The sequence below is a fragment of the Peribacillus sp. B2I2 genome (genome assembly GCF_041261685.1).
Lineage (GTDB): Bacteria > Bacillota > Bacilli > Bacillales > DSM-1321 > Peribacillus.
Genome location: NZ_JBGCCB010000001.1, coordinates 4,508,777 through 4,525,146, shown reverse-complemented (window position 1 = coordinate 4,525,146; position 16,370 = coordinate 4,508,777). Strand labels below are relative to the sequence as shown.

14 protein-coding genes are annotated in these 16,370 nt (G+C 39.6%); 12 read left to right on the top strand and 2 right to left on the bottom strand.

The features are described from left to right. Positions 1-93: 93 nt before the first annotated feature. The 5 genes from ABIE66_RS22485 (at position 94) to ABIE66_RS22465 (ending at position 5,346) form a co-directional block, all read left to right on the top strand. Positions 94-990 carry a LysR family transcriptional regulator gene (locus ABIE66_RS22485; RefSeq protein WP_370016360.1) on the top strand — a complete coding sequence of 299 codons (897 nt, stop codon included), beginning with the start codon at positions 94-96 and terminating at the stop codon, positions 988-990. A gap of 97 nt (positions 991-1,087) precedes the next feature. Then, positions 1,088-1,252 carry a helix-turn-helix domain-containing protein gene (locus tag ABIE66_RS22480; RefSeq protein ID WP_370016359.1) on the top strand — a complete coding sequence of 55 codons (165 nt, stop codon included), beginning with the start codon at positions 1,088-1,090 and terminating at the stop codon, positions 1,250-1,252. Beyond that, positions 1,249-1,989, top strand: coding sequence for a substrate-binding domain-containing protein (locus ABIE66_RS22475; RefSeq protein WP_370016358.1), 741 nt, complete (start codon positions 1,249-1,251; stop codon positions 1,987-1,989). Before ABIE66_RS22480 ends, ABIE66_RS22475 begins: the two co-directional genes overlap by 4 nt. A gap of 804 nt (positions 1,990-2,793) precedes the next feature. After that, positions 2,794-3,033: a hypothetical protein gene (locus ABIE66_RS22470; protein WP_370016357.1), complete on the top strand. Its 240-nt coding sequence runs from the start codon at positions 2,794-2,796 to the stop codon at positions 3,031-3,033. Between the two features lie 81 nt (positions 3,034-3,114). Further along, positions 3,115-5,346, top strand: coding sequence for a transglycosylase domain-containing protein (locus ABIE66_RS22465; protein WP_370016356.1), 2,232 nt, complete (start codon positions 3,115-3,117; stop codon positions 5,344-5,346). 147 nt (positions 5,347-5,493) lie between these two features. Here ABIE66_RS22465 and ABIE66_RS22460 read toward each other — a convergent pair whose 3' ends face one another. After that, positions 5,494-5,703 carry a hypothetical protein gene (locus ABIE66_RS22460; protein WP_370016355.1) on the bottom strand — a complete coding sequence of 70 codons (210 nt, stop codon included), beginning with the start codon at positions 5,701-5,703 and terminating at the stop codon, positions 5,494-5,496. 283 nt (positions 5,704-5,986) lie between these two features. Here ABIE66_RS22460 and ABIE66_RS22455 point away from each other — a divergent pair, with 283 nt between their 5' ends. The 4 genes from ABIE66_RS22455 to ABIE66_RS22440 all read left to right on the top strand — a co-directional run bounded on the left by ABIE66_RS22455 (position 5,987) and on the right by ABIE66_RS22440 (position 10,332). Further along, the gene (locus ABIE66_RS22455) at positions 5,987-7,189 is read left to right on the top strand and encodes a M20 family metallopeptidase (RefSeq protein ID WP_289326400.1); all 1,203 of its coding nucleotides are present in this window, start codon (positions 5,987-5,989) and stop codon (positions 7,187-7,189) included. Positions 7,190-7,260: 71 nt separating this feature from the next. Continuing rightward, complete coding sequence (locus ABIE66_RS22450) at positions 7,261-8,691, top strand: YfcC family protein (protein ID WP_370016354.1); 1,431 nt, start codon at positions 7,261-7,263, stop codon at positions 8,689-8,691. A 226-nt stretch (positions 8,692-8,917) separates the two neighbouring features. Then, entirely contained in the window at positions 8,918-9,784 is an 867-nt protein-coding gene (locus ABIE66_RS22445) for an RNA polymerase sigma-70 factor (protein WP_370016353.1), read from the top strand. Between the two features lie 86 nt (positions 9,785-9,870). Next, complete coding sequence (locus tag ABIE66_RS22440) at positions 9,871-10,332, top strand: carboxymuconolactone decarboxylase family protein (protein WP_289326398.1); 462 nt, start codon at positions 9,871-9,873, stop codon at positions 10,330-10,332. Between the two features lie 343 nt (positions 10,333-10,675). On the opposite strand, the gene ABIE66_RS22435 is transcribed toward ABIE66_RS22440, so the two are convergent. Continuing rightward, on the bottom strand, positions 10,676-11,365 hold the full coding sequence (locus ABIE66_RS22435; RefSeq protein ID WP_370016352.1) for a response regulator transcription factor: 690 nt from the start codon (positions 11,363-11,365) through the stop codon (positions 10,676-10,678). 531 nt (positions 11,366-11,896) lie between these two features. Here ABIE66_RS22435 and ABIE66_RS22430 point away from each other — a divergent pair. From ABIE66_RS22430 to cstA, 3 genes are all read left to right on the top strand, one after another. Then, positions 11,897-13,714 (top strand): LytS/YhcK type 5TM receptor domain-containing protein, encoded by a 1,818-nt coding sequence (locus tag ABIE66_RS22430; protein ID WP_370016351.1) that lies wholly within the window; start codon positions 11,897-11,899, stop codon positions 13,712-13,714. Beyond that, positions 13,686-14,432 (top strand): LytR/AlgR family response regulator transcription factor, encoded by a 747-nt coding sequence (locus ABIE66_RS22425; protein WP_289326394.1) that lies wholly within the window; start codon positions 13,686-13,688, stop codon positions 14,430-14,432. The genes ABIE66_RS22430 and ABIE66_RS22425 overlap by 29 nt, the downstream gene beginning before the upstream one ends. A gap of 141 nt (positions 14,433-14,573) precedes the next feature. Next, on the top strand, positions 14,574-16,367 hold the full coding sequence (gene cstA / locus ABIE66_RS22420; RefSeq protein ID WP_370016350.1) for a carbon starvation protein CstA: 1,794 nt from the start codon (positions 14,574-14,576) through the stop codon (positions 16,365-16,367). The last annotated feature ends 3 nt before the right edge of the window (positions 16,368-16,370 follow it).

The following is a 16,370-nucleotide window of genomic DNA, read 5'->3' as shown; positions in this document are numbered from 1 at the left end:
ACACACCTTATGATAAAGTCATTATCATGTAAAATGACTTAAAATGAATATAATCATCATTATTAATGATAGTTGAGAAAGGGGGTCACTTTTATGGAAATAAGGGATTTGCAAATATTCCAGTGCGTCGCTAAATATGGCAGCATAAGTAAGGCGGCTGTTGAGTTGAATTACGTCCAATCCAATGTAACGGCGAGGATTAAGCATTTAGAGCAGGAGTTACGGACGCCTCTATTCAATAGACATAAACGTGGTATGTCATTAACTGCAGAGGCTCGAAAAATGTTGGAGTATGTAAACAAAATTTTGCTTGATGTGAAAGAACTCAAGCAAGTATTCCTGGATAGTGAAACACCTACAGGGATATTGAACATAGGTACAGTTGAAACGGTCACCGATCTTCCCAAGATTCTAGCCTCTTATCATAAACAGTATCCAAATGTTGATTTATCCATAAAGGCGGGGTTAACAGAAGACCTAATTAAAGATGTCATTGAACATAGGTTGGATGGAGCTTTCGTTACAGGACCGATTAAACATCCGCTCATTCAGCCATATGATGTGTGTACAGAAAAACTTGTATTGGTTACAAGAAATGAAACATTTGACCTTGAAGAAATTATAACAGAACCATTTTTGGTATTCAGTCAGGGTTGTGGCTATCGCTCTAAACTGGAACAATGGCTGAAAGAAGAAGAAGTGATGCCCAAAAGGATCATGGAGTTCAATGTATTGGAAACGATCTTAACCAGCGTAACTCTCGGTCTTGGCATTACCCTCGTACCACAATCAGCGGTAAATCACCTTACAGCCAATGAAAAGGTACACGTGCATGCAATTCCGGAAGAGTACGGCAATATTTCGACTGTCTTCATTCACCGTAAAGATGCTTATATGACAAACTCCATGCAAAGCTTCTTGCAAACGATTGAAGTTCATCATGAAGACCGATTTAAGCAAAGTCCTGGAACCACTCCTGAGTTAGTATGAAGGAAGGGGAGCATCATATCTCTGTACATAGAATGATTGAGGATCGCTGAAACCGTTGATTATTAGGCTGCGAAACTATTAGGGGTGGCGAAAACTTATGGATGAGAAAGATTGTTTAATTTTGCAATATTTATACCAAGACCAGAATCTGACAAAAGCTGCGGAGCGACTTTACATGACCCAGCCTGCATTAACGTACCGCGTAAGGCAAATTGAAACCAAACTGAAATATTGTCCAAGAACGGAAAAAACATTAAAATGACACCAGCTGGAGAATATTTGGTAAGCTATGCAAAAAAAATGCTCATAGATTTACGTCAAACCAAAGAGTATTTATTGAATATGGGAAGTGAAACAAAGGGTAGTTTGAAGTTAGGGATAAGCAGCCATTTCGGTCTTTATAACCTGCCTTCCATTTTACAAGATTACATGGTCAATTGTCCTATGGTCCATTTAAATGTTGATACGGGCTTCAGTACGGAAATGATGGAATTGCTCATGCAAGGGGAGATCGATGTTGCGATTGTAAAAGGCGATTATGAATGGTTCGATGAAAAGCATCTTCTTGCTGAAGAAAATATATGCATCATTTCAAAAGATGAGATACCTGTTGATAGCCTTCCGGGATTGCCGATGATTAATCGTAAAGAACCGAATGTTTTGCTGAAATATAGAAATATATCGCAAATTCCTTCTGAAATGAGTATTGATCATTGGTGGAATGAAAGGTTTACATCACCTCCTTTGATGATGATGCAAGTGGATAGCTATGAGACATGCAGAGAAATGGTGAAAAGAGGGCTTGGGTATGCCATTATTCCTCGTGTTTTTTTGCAAGAAAATGATGACTTGTTTTCCCATGATTTGATTTTAAAAAATGGTGAAGAACTAAAAAGAAGAACATGGATGATATACCGGCAATCTTCTTTACAATTAGCCAGTGTTTCCAAGTTTGTGAGTGAAATCAAAAAGCTATATTGCTATAGTGAGAACAACTGAAATGGTTGTTCGCCTTTCAGACTGCAGGCAAACTCGAAGAAAAGCGAGTTTGCCTGCAGTTTTTTTATTAAAGGCTATGTTAAAGAGTGTTGTTGATCATCTTGATGAACTAACGGGGCATGTTAGTGCCATAAGACGGGTTGAAAATCCAGCTCTCTTTTAAGTCGCTCTTGAGAAATATTATTCAGCTAAGAAAAGTAAAAAATAAAAATCCATCCCTGAAAAGCTTCAAGGATGGATTTCAGACAAACACCAAGATCCTTAGGGTGTCTATTGGATAAATCTTATTATGGTCTATAGAAAGGTAAGTTATCCAGGTTATTACGTAAAACGAACATAATATATAGAATAAGAGAATGTGCTTATAAACGGGAACAAAATCCGGCTGCCATAATTGGTGGCTTTTTATTTGATTAAAGTGCAGATTTGGTCTTTATATAGAGGGGGGAATCGAGGTGCCCCCTTATTACTAGGGTTCCTTTCGAATTAATATAAATGGACTGTGTAATGGACTGAAAAAAATGAAATTTTCTATACACGCTTTGACCTTTTTAGGCTGTATCTATGGTATTCATAAAATATTTATAGATGGTATACAAGGTATTTTTCAAAAATAGTAGGAATGCTATCCATCATTTTATCAACATGGGTATTTGCTTCATGAATAACGTCTTTGAAAGACAAAGCTGGTCGATAATTGCATTCTTATTCAGTATATAAATTTTAAGACTATTCGCTTCAAATAAGTAGACGTGTTTCCCTACTTAAGACAATCAGAAGTGGTTCTCGAAAGGGGGATTTAATTTGAAGAACTTTATTGTTTGTTATACCTTGGAAAATGATATTAAACGAGAAAAAATAATAAAAGTGCCAGATGTAAAGAAGGAAGACGTTCTACAAGATGTATTAGATAAGATAGTACGAAGTAATTACTTTATTGCGAAAACCGACCAAGGAGAGTATAGGATAAATTCTTCCTTAATACGTTATATACAGGTTTTGCATGAAATGCATTGTATTAAATACCATACTGATCATCAATGACCAGTGAGTAAATAAAAGGTTATTTCTTTGCAAAGTTTTCTTCAATTTTGTTGAGTAACTTGAATATGGGAGAGAAGATTAATGTCAGAAACGTATCGTTCTCGTCAGGAACGAAAACAAGTGGAAAAAACAAAACAAGATCAAAAAAAAGGTAAAAACTCCCCTAAAAGAAGGTCTTTCTTGAAAAAAGTTTTACTTTGGTGCTTACTGTTAGGTGTTGTTTCAATTGGAATAGGGGCAGTTACGGTTACAGCAATGATTAAGGATGCACCTAAAATAGATGCTTCAAAACTAGTCGATCCGCTTTCTACCAAATTATACGATAAAAACGGGAATTTCCTTTACGAATATGGTAAAGAAAAGCGGACAAAAATTAAGTATTCTCAAGTTCCAAAAATGTTGGAACATGCTTTCATTGCCACGGAGGATGCACATTTTTATGAACACAATGGCATTGATATAAAAGGAACTGCGAGAGCAATCTTCAAGAACCTAAAAGGGGATTTCGGATCTCAAGGCGGAAGTACGATTACACAGCAGGTCATCAAAAACTCCTTTTTGTCCCCACAGAAAACAATAAAGCGAAAGGTACAGGAATGGAGTTTGGCATATCAGCTTGAGCAAAAGTATTCTAAACATGAAATCTTAATGATGTATTTAAATAAGATCTACCTTGGAGACGGGGCATATGGTGTAGCAGCTGCCGCCAAAAATTACTACGGAATCGATGCCGATCATCTAAATAAATTAACGCTTCCGCAGGCCGCTATGTTGGCGGGGCTCCCACAGAGTCCAAGTTATTACGATCCCACTGAACCCGAACATGTGAAAGCTGCAACAAATCGTCGAAATATTGTTTTAGAAGCCATGTATAAACAAGGGTATATTACGAAAAAGCAATTGGAGGATGCAAAGAAGGTTCCAGTTACATCAGGACTTGTTCAAAAAAAGAAACAACATGGAATGCCGTACGAGGCGTTTTTGGACGCTGTTGTAAAAGAAGTTGAAAGAAAGCTGAAAAATGTAGATATCAGTTCGGATGGATTATCTATTTATACGACGCTAGATCCAAAAGCTCAGACCTTTGCGGACAAAATAATGAACACCGATACGATTATTTCTTATCCAAATGACAATTTTCAAGGAGCCTTCGTATTTTTAGATACAAAAACAGGAGAAGTTCGAGCTATTGGAAGCGGTCGAAACCAATATAAAGCTTCCTTCCGAGGCAACAACTTTGCGGTTGATATTAAACGTCAACCAGGATCTACTTTCAAGCCAGTCTTTGATTATGGTCCGGCTATTGAAAATTCAAAATGGTCTACAGCACACCAAATTAATGATCATGAGATAACCTACTCAAATGGTCAATCTATTTCTAACTGGGATCATCAATATCACGGAATGTTGTCGATTAGAACAGCACTTCAATGGTCATACAATATTCCAGCACTCCTTACCCTTCAAGAAGTAGGGATGGATAAAGCACAAAACTTTGCAGAAAATCTGGGTATTACTTTTAATAATAATAAGGTGTACGAATCATATGCGATTGGAAGTAATACGGTTAATCCATTAGAGCTGGCAGGGGCATATAGTGCTTTTGGAAATAACGGTGAATACAATACACCACATTTTGTTCGTAAAGTTGTCTATCCTGATGGCAGAGTTGTTAATTTAACTCCAAAGCCAAAACGTGTTATGCATGACTACACAGCTTATTTGGTGACGGATATGTTACGGACAGTCGTAAAATCTGGTACAGGAAAAACAGCAGATGTCCTTGGACTAGATGTGGCTGGAAAAACTGGCACAACCAATTTTGACAGTAAAACCAGAGCACAATATGGATATCCATCCGGTTCGGTAAATGATAGTTGGTTTGCTGGTTATACACCGCAATACACTATGGCGGTTTGGACTGGATATACTAAAAATGGTCCAGGTAATTATATGGATGGAAATACAACTAAAATCTCGCACCCAATGTTTAAGGCCATGCTGGAAGCGTTTGGAACAGACCAAAGTAGCTTCCAACAGCCTAGTGATGTATACCAGGTGAATAATGAACTGTTCATTAAAGGTGCAAATCCTGAAGAAGCTCCACCAGTTACAAAAAATAATAAAGATAAACCATTTGATATTGATGGAAATAAAGAGGATAAACAACATAAACAAGAGGAAGAGAAATATAAACAAAAGGAAGAGAAGCATAAACAACAAGAGGAAAAGAAACACAAACAAAAGGAAGAGAAGCATAAGCAAAAAGAAGAGAAGCATAAACAACAAGAGGAAAAGAAACACAATCAATAAAGATTTTTAGGATGGGATCGCATTGGTTCCATCCTTTTTTTTGATACACGTAAGAGAATGTGAAGGTTTCTTCTTAAACTATAGGGTGCGTTAGTTCCATAGGATGCACTAAAGAAGATCACTTATTAGGTGGTCTCTTTTATTTGTTCAAAAATCAACATTAATCTTTAGCAAAGCCTTATTAAAAAAAAGTTCCAGCTTGATTTCAGAAATCCGCTCCCTTTCCGCCGACTGTCTGCCAAGCCGCATCAAAGCAAGCGCCTGTGGGGTATCGGCTAGCCAGTTATTCGGTAGGAGTGTCGCAAATTTCTTCAATCCAGGGAGGATTCCACTCCATATAAAACAGTAAAAAATCATGGATTATAACCAAGTCTTGTTTTGAAATTATGGTAATCCCCAAGTATTGATTCCGTAATTCGCTCCTTGCTGATTCAAGATGAGACCAATCCGAACCCTCCTTTTGCGTTAGTTGTTAACAGAAAGTTCAATGAATTTTTAAATATTCATGGTTGTTACTATTTAAACTATAAAAGAATTTTTTAGTTTCATAAAAAAACCTTAATTTTACTTATCATTGAAGTGAACGTAATATTTAAAAATAAACATTTAATTTTCTGAATCTTTTGGAGGTTGTATATTTATGTCAATTAATGTTGTGGAAGGAAAGAAATCTATTCAAGTGGCTGTTGATGCCCGTGATGCTGAATTACGTGAGCTAGCATTAAACATTCATGCTCATCCAGAACTTAGTTTCCAAGAGTACCAGGCAATGAAATGGTTGATAGAGCCTTTAGAGACGGCGGGCTTCTCGGTTGAAAAAGGGGTTGCTAATTTAGAAACTTCATTCAGGGCAACATGGGAGGGGCACCCCGGCGGTCCGACGATTGCCATTTTAGCTGAATATGATGCACTGGCAGGACTTGGCCATGGATGTGGCCATAATATTATTGGAACATCAGCCATTGGAGCAGCATTAGCATTGAAAGATGCTCACCCTGACCTTCCGGGGAAAATCGTCGTATTAGGGACGCCTGCGGAAGAGGAAGGCGGAGGGAAAATTTTAATGGTAGAGGATGGCATTTTCGATGATGTGGATGTAGCCATGATGTGTCATCCGCAAAAACAGACAATGGTATTGCGTGGGGGTCTGGCATGTGTGGATGCATCTTTTAAGTTTTATGGAAAAGCCTCTCATGCGTCTTCTGCTCCGGAAAAAGGAATTAGTGCTCTTGATGCAGTCATTAATACTTTTGTTGCCATCAATTCCTTACGTCAATTTTTTAAAGATGATGTGAGAATCCATGGGATCATTACAAAGGGCGGGGATGCAACAAATGTAGTTCCTGCCTATTGCCAGGCGGAGTTTTTACTGAGAGCAAGCACTGTGGAAGAGTTAAATGTTGTTCGTGAGAAAGTATATGCTGCAGCTCGTCATGCTACAGAAGCTGTCAGTGCCAGAATCGAGATAACCGAAGGGCTGATATATGCTGAACGAAATAATAATAAAGCGCTTGCTGCCTTATTTAAAGACAACCTGGAGTTGTTAGGGGAGGTAGTATGTGACCCGCCTGCAAAAGGGGGAATCGGTTCATCGGATATTGGTAATGTTGGACAAGTAACTGCAACGATTCATCCGTATATCAAAATAACGGATGACGCAATAACCCATACTCCGGAGTTTGTACAAGCAGCAGCATCGGAGAGAGGGATGATCGGATTGAATAAAGCGGCAAAGGCATTAGCGATGACGGCATACGAAGTATGTATGAACCCTCAATATATTCAAGGAATTCGGGGAGAATTCGAAGCATGGAAAGCTACTAAATCATGTAATGGAAGATAAAGAAAGCTTCCATTTTGCGGGGTGGATCCAGGAAATACAGGTGGAAATAATGTTGAAGGTGGTACGGGAAAATGAGTAAAGTGAGCGTCGGAAAAATAAAGAGTGAACCCCCATTCAAAAAAAGCAAAATAAAAATGCCACACACATTTGTAATTATTATTTGTATGATCCTGATTGCAGCTGCATTAAGTTATTTAGTACCCGCAGGTGAGTTTGACAGAGTGGAAGATAAAAAAACAGGAAATACGGTAGTAGTGGAAAACTCTTACCATTCTGTAGAGAACAACCCCATTGGTATATTCGAAGTCCCTTTAGCGATTGTTCATGGCCTTATTGATGCAAGTGATACGGTTTTCTTTATTTTCATTGTCGGTGGAGTATTTCAAATCATTAATTCCACAGGTACGATTGAAGCCGTGGCTGCGAGGGTTGGAAAGACTTTCATGAACCAAGGAATCGTCATTATTCCTATTTTTTTAACTCTATTTTCAATCGGGGGATTCACGATTGGAATGTCAGCTGAAGTGATGGCATTTGTGCCAATTGGCATTGCCGTTGCAAGGTCATTAGGCTATGATGCCATGACTGGAACAGCGATGGTGACGCTTGGCGCAGCGGTCGGATTTACAGCTGGACTCCTTAATCCTTTCAATGTAGGAATCGCTCAAGCCATTGCTGAAGTTCCGATGTTTTCAGGAATGTGGTTACGGGGAATCATCTTGGTGGTTTTACTAATTGTCACGAGTTTTTATATCATTAAATATGCAAAAAAAGTGCAAAAAAATCCACAAGCCGGTATTGTATATGACTTAGAAAAAGAGGAAAAGCATGAGAATTTGGATATATCCACTTTATCCTCCATGAAGCTCAATCATTACTTAACGATATTTGCCGTGTTGATAGGATTTAGCTTCTTAATTTGGGGTGTTTCAAAAAAAGGCTGGTGGATGGAAGAATTAGCTGCATTTTTCTTAACATTAGGTGTGATTGTTGGCTTTATATCTAAATATGGGCCGAGCAAAATTGCCAGTGAGTTTGTTCAGGGGGCAAGGGATATTACTTTCGGGGCCTTTATTGTTGGTCTGGCAAAAGGTGTAGTCGTAGTGTTGGAGCAAGGGCATGTCATCGATTCAGTTGTAAACGGACTTGCATCAACAGTAGGCCATTTGCCAAGTTCGATCCAAGTTCTTGGCATGTATATATTTCAGACAATCATGAATGTGTTCATTACTTCAGGAACGGGTATGGCAGCAACGACCATGCCGATTTTAACACCGCTTTCCGACCTGATCGGTGTTACGAGACAAACGACCATCCTTACTTATCAGTTAGGAGATGGTCTTTCAAACTGTATTCTCCCTACCTCTGCCATGCTTATGGGAAGTTTAGCAGTCTCTAAAATTAAATATCAAGAATGGGTAAAATTCTTCTGGCCTTTGTTATTGATATGGATTGTAATAGGTGCTGTATTTATTTTAATAGCAGATTTCATTCGATATTAAATATGGTAAGTGGTGAATTCGGTTATATATGCCTGGATATACTGAACAAGAACGAATCGAGCAGCTCTTTGGCTGCTCTTTTTTATGTTGTTTGAATTAAACTATATCAATTTTAGAATGAATGCTTTATACCAGGTGAAGAAGGATAAATGATTGGTTTAGAGAATAATTATGGAAAGGGTCATACGTTCTCGAAAATGAATTTGATAGAAAATAGGTGAAGCAAGTGGAGTTGGATACATTATATAAGACATATCAACCTTTTCTTTTTTCCATCGCATACCGGATGCTTGGATCGATTACCGACGCAGAAGATATCGTTCATGATTTATTCCTGCAGCTTAAGCTTGATACCGACCAAATTAAGGACATGAAAGCATATCTTGCGAAAATGACGACAAATCGCTGTCTAAACTTTTTAAAATCAGCCCGGAAGAGAAGAGAGGTTTACACAGGACCTTGGCTGCCTGAACCTCGGGTAAACGAAAAAGAGCAGCCTTTAGATAAGGTTGTAACAGATGAAACGGTTGCTTATGCCTTCCTCGTTTTGCTGGAACAGCTGTCACCTGTTGAAAGAGCGGTGTTAGTGCTTAGAGAAGCATTCGCTTACAGCTATGAGGATATTGCCGAGATGCTGGAAAAGAATGAAGTGAACTGCAGAAAGATCTACAGCCGGGCTAAGCGGAAATTAAAGAATGATATGCCAGTCCTTCCGGAGGATACAAAACATGTCGATCTTTTGGCAAAAACATTCATAAAAGCATCAATGACAGGGAACTTTGAGGAGTTTTTGGATATCCTTACAGAAGATGTCGTTCTTGTCACTGATGGCGGAGGAAAAGTGCTTTCTGCTTTAAATCCAATTGTAAACAAACAGCGCGTATCCTCCTTTCTTAAAGGAGTTTCTGCTAAAGGAGGTTTCATAGGAGAGCTTCTTCCGGTGATGGTCAATGGTCAGGAAGGAATTTTGCAAATGAAAGACGGGCAGCCTATCAAAGTCATCTGCTTTGAATTAGATCCAAAACAAGAAAATATCCGGAAAATCTTCATTGTTTCAAATCCGGATAAATTAACTCATATTCCTGTTCCTTAATAGAATGGACAGAGGGTATGTCACAAATCAATCCTCTATTTTGTCTTATAAGTGAAACCTAAAAAGATTTAATGGAGGAGATAGACATGGAACAACGCATTAACTACATGAAGACAAATCGGGAAGTAGTCAAATTGATGATGGAACTCGAGGAGTACAAGAAAACAACGGAAATCGATAGCAAGTTAATCGAATTGATTAAAATTCGTGCGTCTCAAATCAACGGCTGTGCGTACTGCTTGGATATGCACACAAAGGATGCCCGGGCAATGGGTGAAACGGAACAAAGAATTTACTGTTTGAGTGCTTGGCGTGAATCGCCGTTCTATCTTGAGTCGGAAAGGGCAGCGCTGGAATTGACGGAAGCGGTCACGGCCATTTCTGCAAACGGTGTCCCTGATGATCTGTATGAGCGGGTCCGCCTTCACTTTGATGAAAAACAATATATCGATCTCGTTACCATAATCATCACGATCAACGGCTGGAACCGATTGGCTATTTCAGCCAGAAGCATACCCGGACACTATAAGCCTGTAATGGAAAAATGATTTTGAACAAAAAAACCCCTTGCATTGATGCGAGGGGTTTTTATTTAGCTTTTTAGCGGAAAGGTAATCCTCAGCTTTTTTATAAACCTTTGTGTAGTCAAATTTGAACTATCAAGCAGATTAATGATTTCAACCATCTAATATAAACTTATAGTGAAATCTCATCATTTATTTTTCTTTTTTTGAATTTGAGCGATTAAGATAAGTACCATACCTAAAATAAACAACGAGATAAATATATTGAAAGATTTTACATAGCCTACTGGGAACAGTGCAGCACCAATTAATGATGTTATCCCTAGTGTATAAAAAATCCTGACTCCACTAATCTTAATTCCTCCTACTAAAAATAGCGGTTTTTTATCTTTATTTCGCTAAGAATGTCATACAATTTATTTTCATAGTACAAGCTGATTAATTGTGATCTGGAGGTTATCTCTAATTCTTCAAACATTTTATTTACATAGTTACGAACTGTAGAAACACTTATATGCAGATTATCAGCTATTTCTTTATCTTTGAGACCTTGAGTTATATTCTTTATTATTCGCAATTCAACTTTATGTTGTTGCTCCCTGGTAATTAAAGATGATGTATCTGTTTTTATTATATCTTCAATTAATAATTTCTCACGATGCACATGTAACTCGTAGGAGATTTGATTAGCTAGCAATTCAGAAATCATTTTGAAATTTTCACTATCATCCGTTGTTATTATACCTACATATCCTTGCAATTCCTTATTTTTAATTTCATGGATGGGGGAAGATATGACACTAAAATCCTTCCCGTAGATTTGGTTTTTAGTTCTTACAGTAGTATTTTGCAATGTACTTAAAACAAATGCATTATTTTCAACAGATTCTTTTATAACCACGTTACATATATCTTCATTTTCAAAATTACTCTTAGAGTATAAAACATTTAGCTCTTTATCAAAGATAAATATAGAAGTTTCAAAATTAAATTTGAAATTCTTAATACTATTCAATACTTTTTTACTGATATAAATGATTTGATTTTTCAATTCCATATTCATACCTCATAGTTATAAAAGATAATATTTTTGGCATTTAAAAAGGGTGTGAAGCACTGCATCTTTAACCCATCAGGTTACCTTTTTTCATGAAATAACCTATTTATTCTCCTCGTTTAACAATAAACTATTTTTCAGTGTGATGGATTCCAAAAATGACGAATGCAAATTCAGAAATGATACCCGGGGGTGCAGATGTGGACTTTTCCGATAATTAACCTTTTTGTGACGAACCTACAAAGGTAATTTCGAAAGCGATAGAAAGGACATGTTTTGAAAAAAGATTAATCAAAACATGCCCTTTTTGTATTTAATAGAATTGTCCTAAAGCTTCTGTCCCACTAGATTTATTCTGCTCTAACTACTATTTTAGCTTTTTCTCCCGATATATTGATGAGAGGTATCTGAAGGCGTATGTCCCGAATGTAGATGATTAAATGGAGGTCCCCCTGTTTCTTTCCATGTTCTAGGATTATCAGTGTTAATCGTAAAAACAAAATTCGACAAAGATTTCATGGCTGTTGTAAGATGAATGAAAAAGCCAGAAATGGGGTGAGTGAGTTGGTTCATTTATTACCGTCGCTGTTTGAAAAAGTGGGGATCATCGTGATTGCTGCATTCCTGCTTTCTTATATGAAACCCTTTCGGCAAATGATAGGCCATGAACATGAAATGTCGAAGAAAATCATGTTTATCGCACTTTTTGGAACTTTCGGCATCATAAGTAACTATACAGGAATCGAAATCGGGAATCATGCCATACCAGAGGGTGCTTGGCATACTGAGATAGCTCCGGATAACGCGATTGCCAATACAAGGATCATGGGTGTGGCAATCGGCGGTTTGCTGGGGGGACCATTTGTCGGTTTGGGCGTGGGTTTGATTGCGGGGCTTCACCGTTATTCTCTCGGGGGTTTTACAGCGGTGGCTTGTGCGATCGCAGCGATTTTGGCTGGAGTCTTATCGGGGTTTTTGGGAAAAAGGCGCCGAAAGCATGGGACGATCACCCCTTGGTTTGCCCTCCCTATTTGCATGGCCTTGGAAGCGATCCAAATGGGGATCATACTAGTGACGGCCAAACCATTTGAAAGGGCGTGGGAGCTCGTACAAGTAATCGGTCTCCCGATGATCATCATCAACGGGTTCGGCACTTTACTATTCATGCTCATCATTCAATCGATCACGAGGGAAGAAGCACGGACGCGGGCCGTGCAAACGAACCTTGCGTTCCTGATTGCGGATCAGACATTGCCCTATTTCCGGCAAGGGTTGAATCAATCTTCCTGTAAGAGAATTGCCCAAATCATCTTGGGGCTGACTGAAGCCGATGCCGTGGCCATTACCAATGAACATAGTGTACTTGCCCATGTGGGTGCTGCGTCCGATCACCATGTCCCGAAAGTGGGAATAGCGACAGGCTTAACGAAAAAGGCCCTTGAACAAGGCAAAATCATCGTGGCCAAAACAAAAAAGGACATTTATTGTTTTCATGATCAATGCCCATTGCAGGCGGCCGTAGTCCTGCCGTTGCAGGTACAACAGAAAACGGTGGGGACTTTGAAGATGTATTTCAAGCATCCGGATAAATTAAGCCAAGTGGAGCAAGAGCTTGCGGAAGGATTGGCGAAACTATTTTCCACTCAATTGGAGCTCGCTAAAGCGGAAATGCAAACGAAATTATTGAAGGATGCTGAAATTAAGGCCTTGCAGGCACAGGTCCATCCTCATTTTTTATTTAATGCAATCAATACGATATCCGTTTTATGCCGGATGGATGTCGAGAAGGCAAGAAATTTATTGTCGGAGCTCAGTGCCTTCTTTCGCTCAAATTTACAAGGGGCCCGTCAAATCCTGGTACCGCTTGAAAAGGAATTAGAGCATATCAACGCTTATTTATCACTGGAGCAGGCCCGTTTTCCAGATAAATATCATATCGATTATCGCATTGAGCCAAGGCTTAAGGAAGTCCTCATCCCTCCATTCACGTTACAGCCACTTGTTGAAAATGCGGTACACCATGCATTTCCACATGTGAAAAACAAAGGTGAAATCATCATACAGGCTTTTTTTAAGGACGATAAGATGCAGATTGTTGTGGCAGATAACGGGAAAGGGATTTCAAGCGGGAGATTAGATGAATTGGGTAAGCATGCTGTAGAATCGACTAAAGGTACAGGAACGGCGCTTCATAATATCAGTGAAAGGCTGGATGGGATCTATAATGGTCAGGCCAGTCTCTCGATAGAAAGCGAAACGGGGCACGGAACACAAGTGAAAATATCAATACCACTCAACGAAAAAGGAGCATATGTCAACGATGATGAAAGCATTTATCGTAGAGGATGAACCACTGGCAAGAGATGAATTGAAATATTTACTGAAGAGAAGCAGGCAAGTAGACGTTGTGGGTGAGGCCGAAGGGATAGAAGATGCCATGAGGGATATTTCCCACCTTAAACCTGATCTTGTCTTTTTGGATATTGAGCTAGCAGAGGGGAATGGTCTCCAATTGGCTAAGCAATTAGCTGAACTTGACCCTGCACCTTCGCTCATTTTTGCGACCGCTTATGATGAGTTTGCCCTCCAAGCCTTCGAATTATATGCGTTTGATTATCTATTAAAGCCCTATAATGAAAATAGGATTCGTCAAACATTGGATAAGCTAATGAAGCTGCGTAAAAACAGGGAAGATGGACCCAGAACAGCACCTCTAGACAGTCGGACGGCGGTGGAACAGACAGGTAAATTGGCTGTAGAGATAGATGATCGGATTGTTTTGATCGACCGGGACACTATTTTATTCATAGGACTCATAGAAGGAAAGACGATCATTAAAACCGAGGAAAATGAATATAAAATCGGTGACCCTCTCATCGTTCTTGAAAGGAAGCTCGACAATCGCTCATTTTTACGGGTCCATCGCGGCTTTATCGTGAATGTCATCCATATATCTGAAATACAGCCTTGGTTCAATTCGACTTATAATCTCATTATGAGTGACGGATCAAACATTCCGGTAAGCCGCACGTATGTGAAGGAGCTAAAGCAGCTAATCGGTTTTTAAAAATTTTCACAATTCTGCATTTTATCTTCTATATAATGCAGCCCATCCCTCATTATCTGCATTATAACTTGAAAACCTATTGAACCCGCTTTCATCGTGATATCATCAGTTTACGATGTAAGTAATAGAGGGGGTTCAAATATGAATGCGGTTCCAATCGTCATAGGCTCCATTTGTATATTAATGATTGCCTACCGTTTATACGGGACATTCATAGCACTTAAAGTATTAAAACTAGATGATTCCAAGCCGACTCCTGCCCATAAATTAGAGGATGGAAAAGATTATGTTCCAACAAATAAATGGGTGGCATTCGGCCACCATTTTGCAGCCATTGCAGCGGCTGGTCCATTGGTGGGCCCGATCCTTGCTGCACAATTCGGGTATTTACCAAGTTTATTATGGCTTTTAATCGGGGCTGTAATCGGGGGAGCCGTCCATGATGCCGTCGTGCTTTTCGCGTCGATGCGTAAAGACGGAAAATCCCTATCGGAAGTTGCGAAAGAAGAACTTGGCCCTGTAGCAGGCTTCTGTACAGGACTTGCCATGCTTTTTATCATTACCATTACGATGGCAGGACTTTCAATGGTCGTTCTGCATGCTTTGGAAAATAATCCATGGGGGACGTTTGCTGTCGGGATCACCATTCCCATCGCCATGGGTGTTGGGCTTTACCATAAAAAAACTGGCAATCTGAAAGGTGCGACCATCGTCGGGTTCGCGCTCATCATGGCCGGAATTTTACTTGGGCCGAACATTCAAGGAACGGCATTTGGTGAATTATTGACACTGGAAGCGAGCACACTTGCCATCATTTTGCCAATCTATGCTTTCTTCGCTGCCGCATTGCCTGTTTGGCTGCTGCTGGCACCTCGTGATTACTTGAGTACATTTATGAAAATCGGTGTATTTGCCGCATTGATTATCGGCGTTTTCGTGGTAAATCCAGAAATCCAATTTCCTGCGTTTACCGAATTCATTAATGGCGGGGGCCCAATTGTAGCCGGACCTGTCTGGCCATTCATTTCAATAACCATCGCCTGTGGAGCGATTTCAGGATTCCATGCATTTGTTGGATCAGGCACAACTCCAAAAATGTTAAACCGATGGAGTGATATCAAATCCGTTGGTTTCGGAGCGATGCTTGTAGAATGTGTCGTTGCCATCATGGCACTGATTGCTGCGGTTTCGCTACAGCCAGGAGATTATTTTGCCATTAACTCCACACCTGAAGTATTTCAAACATTAGGCATGGAAACCGTACACCTTAACGAACTCAGTGAAGAAATCGGCATGAATCTAGAAGGACGGACAGGCGGGGCAGTTACACTTGCTGTCGGCATGACCTATATTTTTACCGAAATCCCCTTCTTTGACAAACTGGCTTCGTTCTTCTTCCAATTCGTCATCATGTTCGAGGCTGTGTTCATATTAACCGCAATCGATTCGGGGACACGTGTTGCCCGTTATTTAATCCAGGATTTCTTCGGGGAATTCTATAAACCATTAAAAAGAGTCGACTGGTTGCCAGGTAACATCTTCGCCAGCGCGTTAGCCTGCTTTATATGGGGATATCTTCTTTACTCTGGGGACATTGGTTCGATCTGGGCACTCTTCGGTGTATCCAACCAGCTCATGGCTTCGATTGGACTAATTATCGGTGCGACCGTCGTTTTGAAAATTGCAGACAAACGCTGGTATATCTGGACATGCCTCGTACCCCTAGCCTACTTATATGTAACGGTTAATGTAGCTGGGTACTGGATGGTGAAAAACGTATACCTGAACCCGGACTCTGCAGGATTCAGCATCTTGAACGGAGTATTATCGATCATCATGCTATGCCTAGGCCTGGTCATTCTCATTGCAGCCTTGAAAAAATGGCGGGAGCTTTGGAAAATCCCACAAGCAGAACTACTGAAAAAATCAGCATGATCA

Coding starts and splice junctions, on each gene's coding strand:
- ABIE66_RS22485 (WP_370016360.1), top strand. CDS start 94: ATGGAAATAAGGGATTTGCAAATATTCCAGTGCGTCGCTAAATATGGC.
- ABIE66_RS22480 (WP_370016359.1), top strand. CDS start 1,088: ATGGATGAGAAAGATTGTTTAATTTTGCAATATTTATACCAAGACCAG.
- ABIE66_RS22475 (WP_370016358.1), top strand. CDS start 1,249: ATGACACCAGCTGGAGAATATTTGGTAAGCTATGCAAAAAAAATGCTC.
- ABIE66_RS22465 (WP_370016356.1), top strand. CDS start 3,115: ATGTCAGAAACGTATCGTTCTCGTCAGGAACGAAAACAAGTGGAAAAA.
- ABIE66_RS22460 (WP_370016355.1), bottom strand. CDS start 5,703: ATGATTTTTTACTGTTTTATATGGAGTGGAATCCTCCCTGGATTGAAG.
- ABIE66_RS22455 (WP_289326400.1), top strand. CDS start 5,987: ATGTCAATTAATGTTGTGGAAGGAAAGAAATCTATTCAAGTGGCTGTT.
- ABIE66_RS22450 (WP_370016354.1), top strand. CDS start 7,261: ATGAGTAAAGTGAGCGTCGGAAAAATAAAGAGTGAACCCCCATTCAAA.
- ABIE66_RS22440 (WP_289326398.1), top strand. CDS start 9,871: ATGGAACAACGCATTAACTACATGAAGACAAATCGGGAAGTAGTCAAA.
- ABIE66_RS22435 (WP_370016352.1), bottom strand. CDS start 11,365: ATGGAATTGAAAAATCAAATCATTTATATCAGTAAAAAAGTATTGAAT.
- ABIE66_RS22430 (WP_370016351.1), top strand. CDS start 11,897: ATGAATGAAAAAGCCAGAAATGGGGTGAGTGAGTTGGTTCATTTATTA.
- ABIE66_RS22425 (WP_289326394.1), top strand. CDS start 13,686: ATGATGAAAGCATTTATCGTAGAGGATGAACCACTGGCAAGAGATGAA.
- cstA (WP_370016350.1), top strand. CDS start 14,574: ATGAATGCGGTTCCAATCGTCATAGGCTCCATTTGTATATTAATGATT.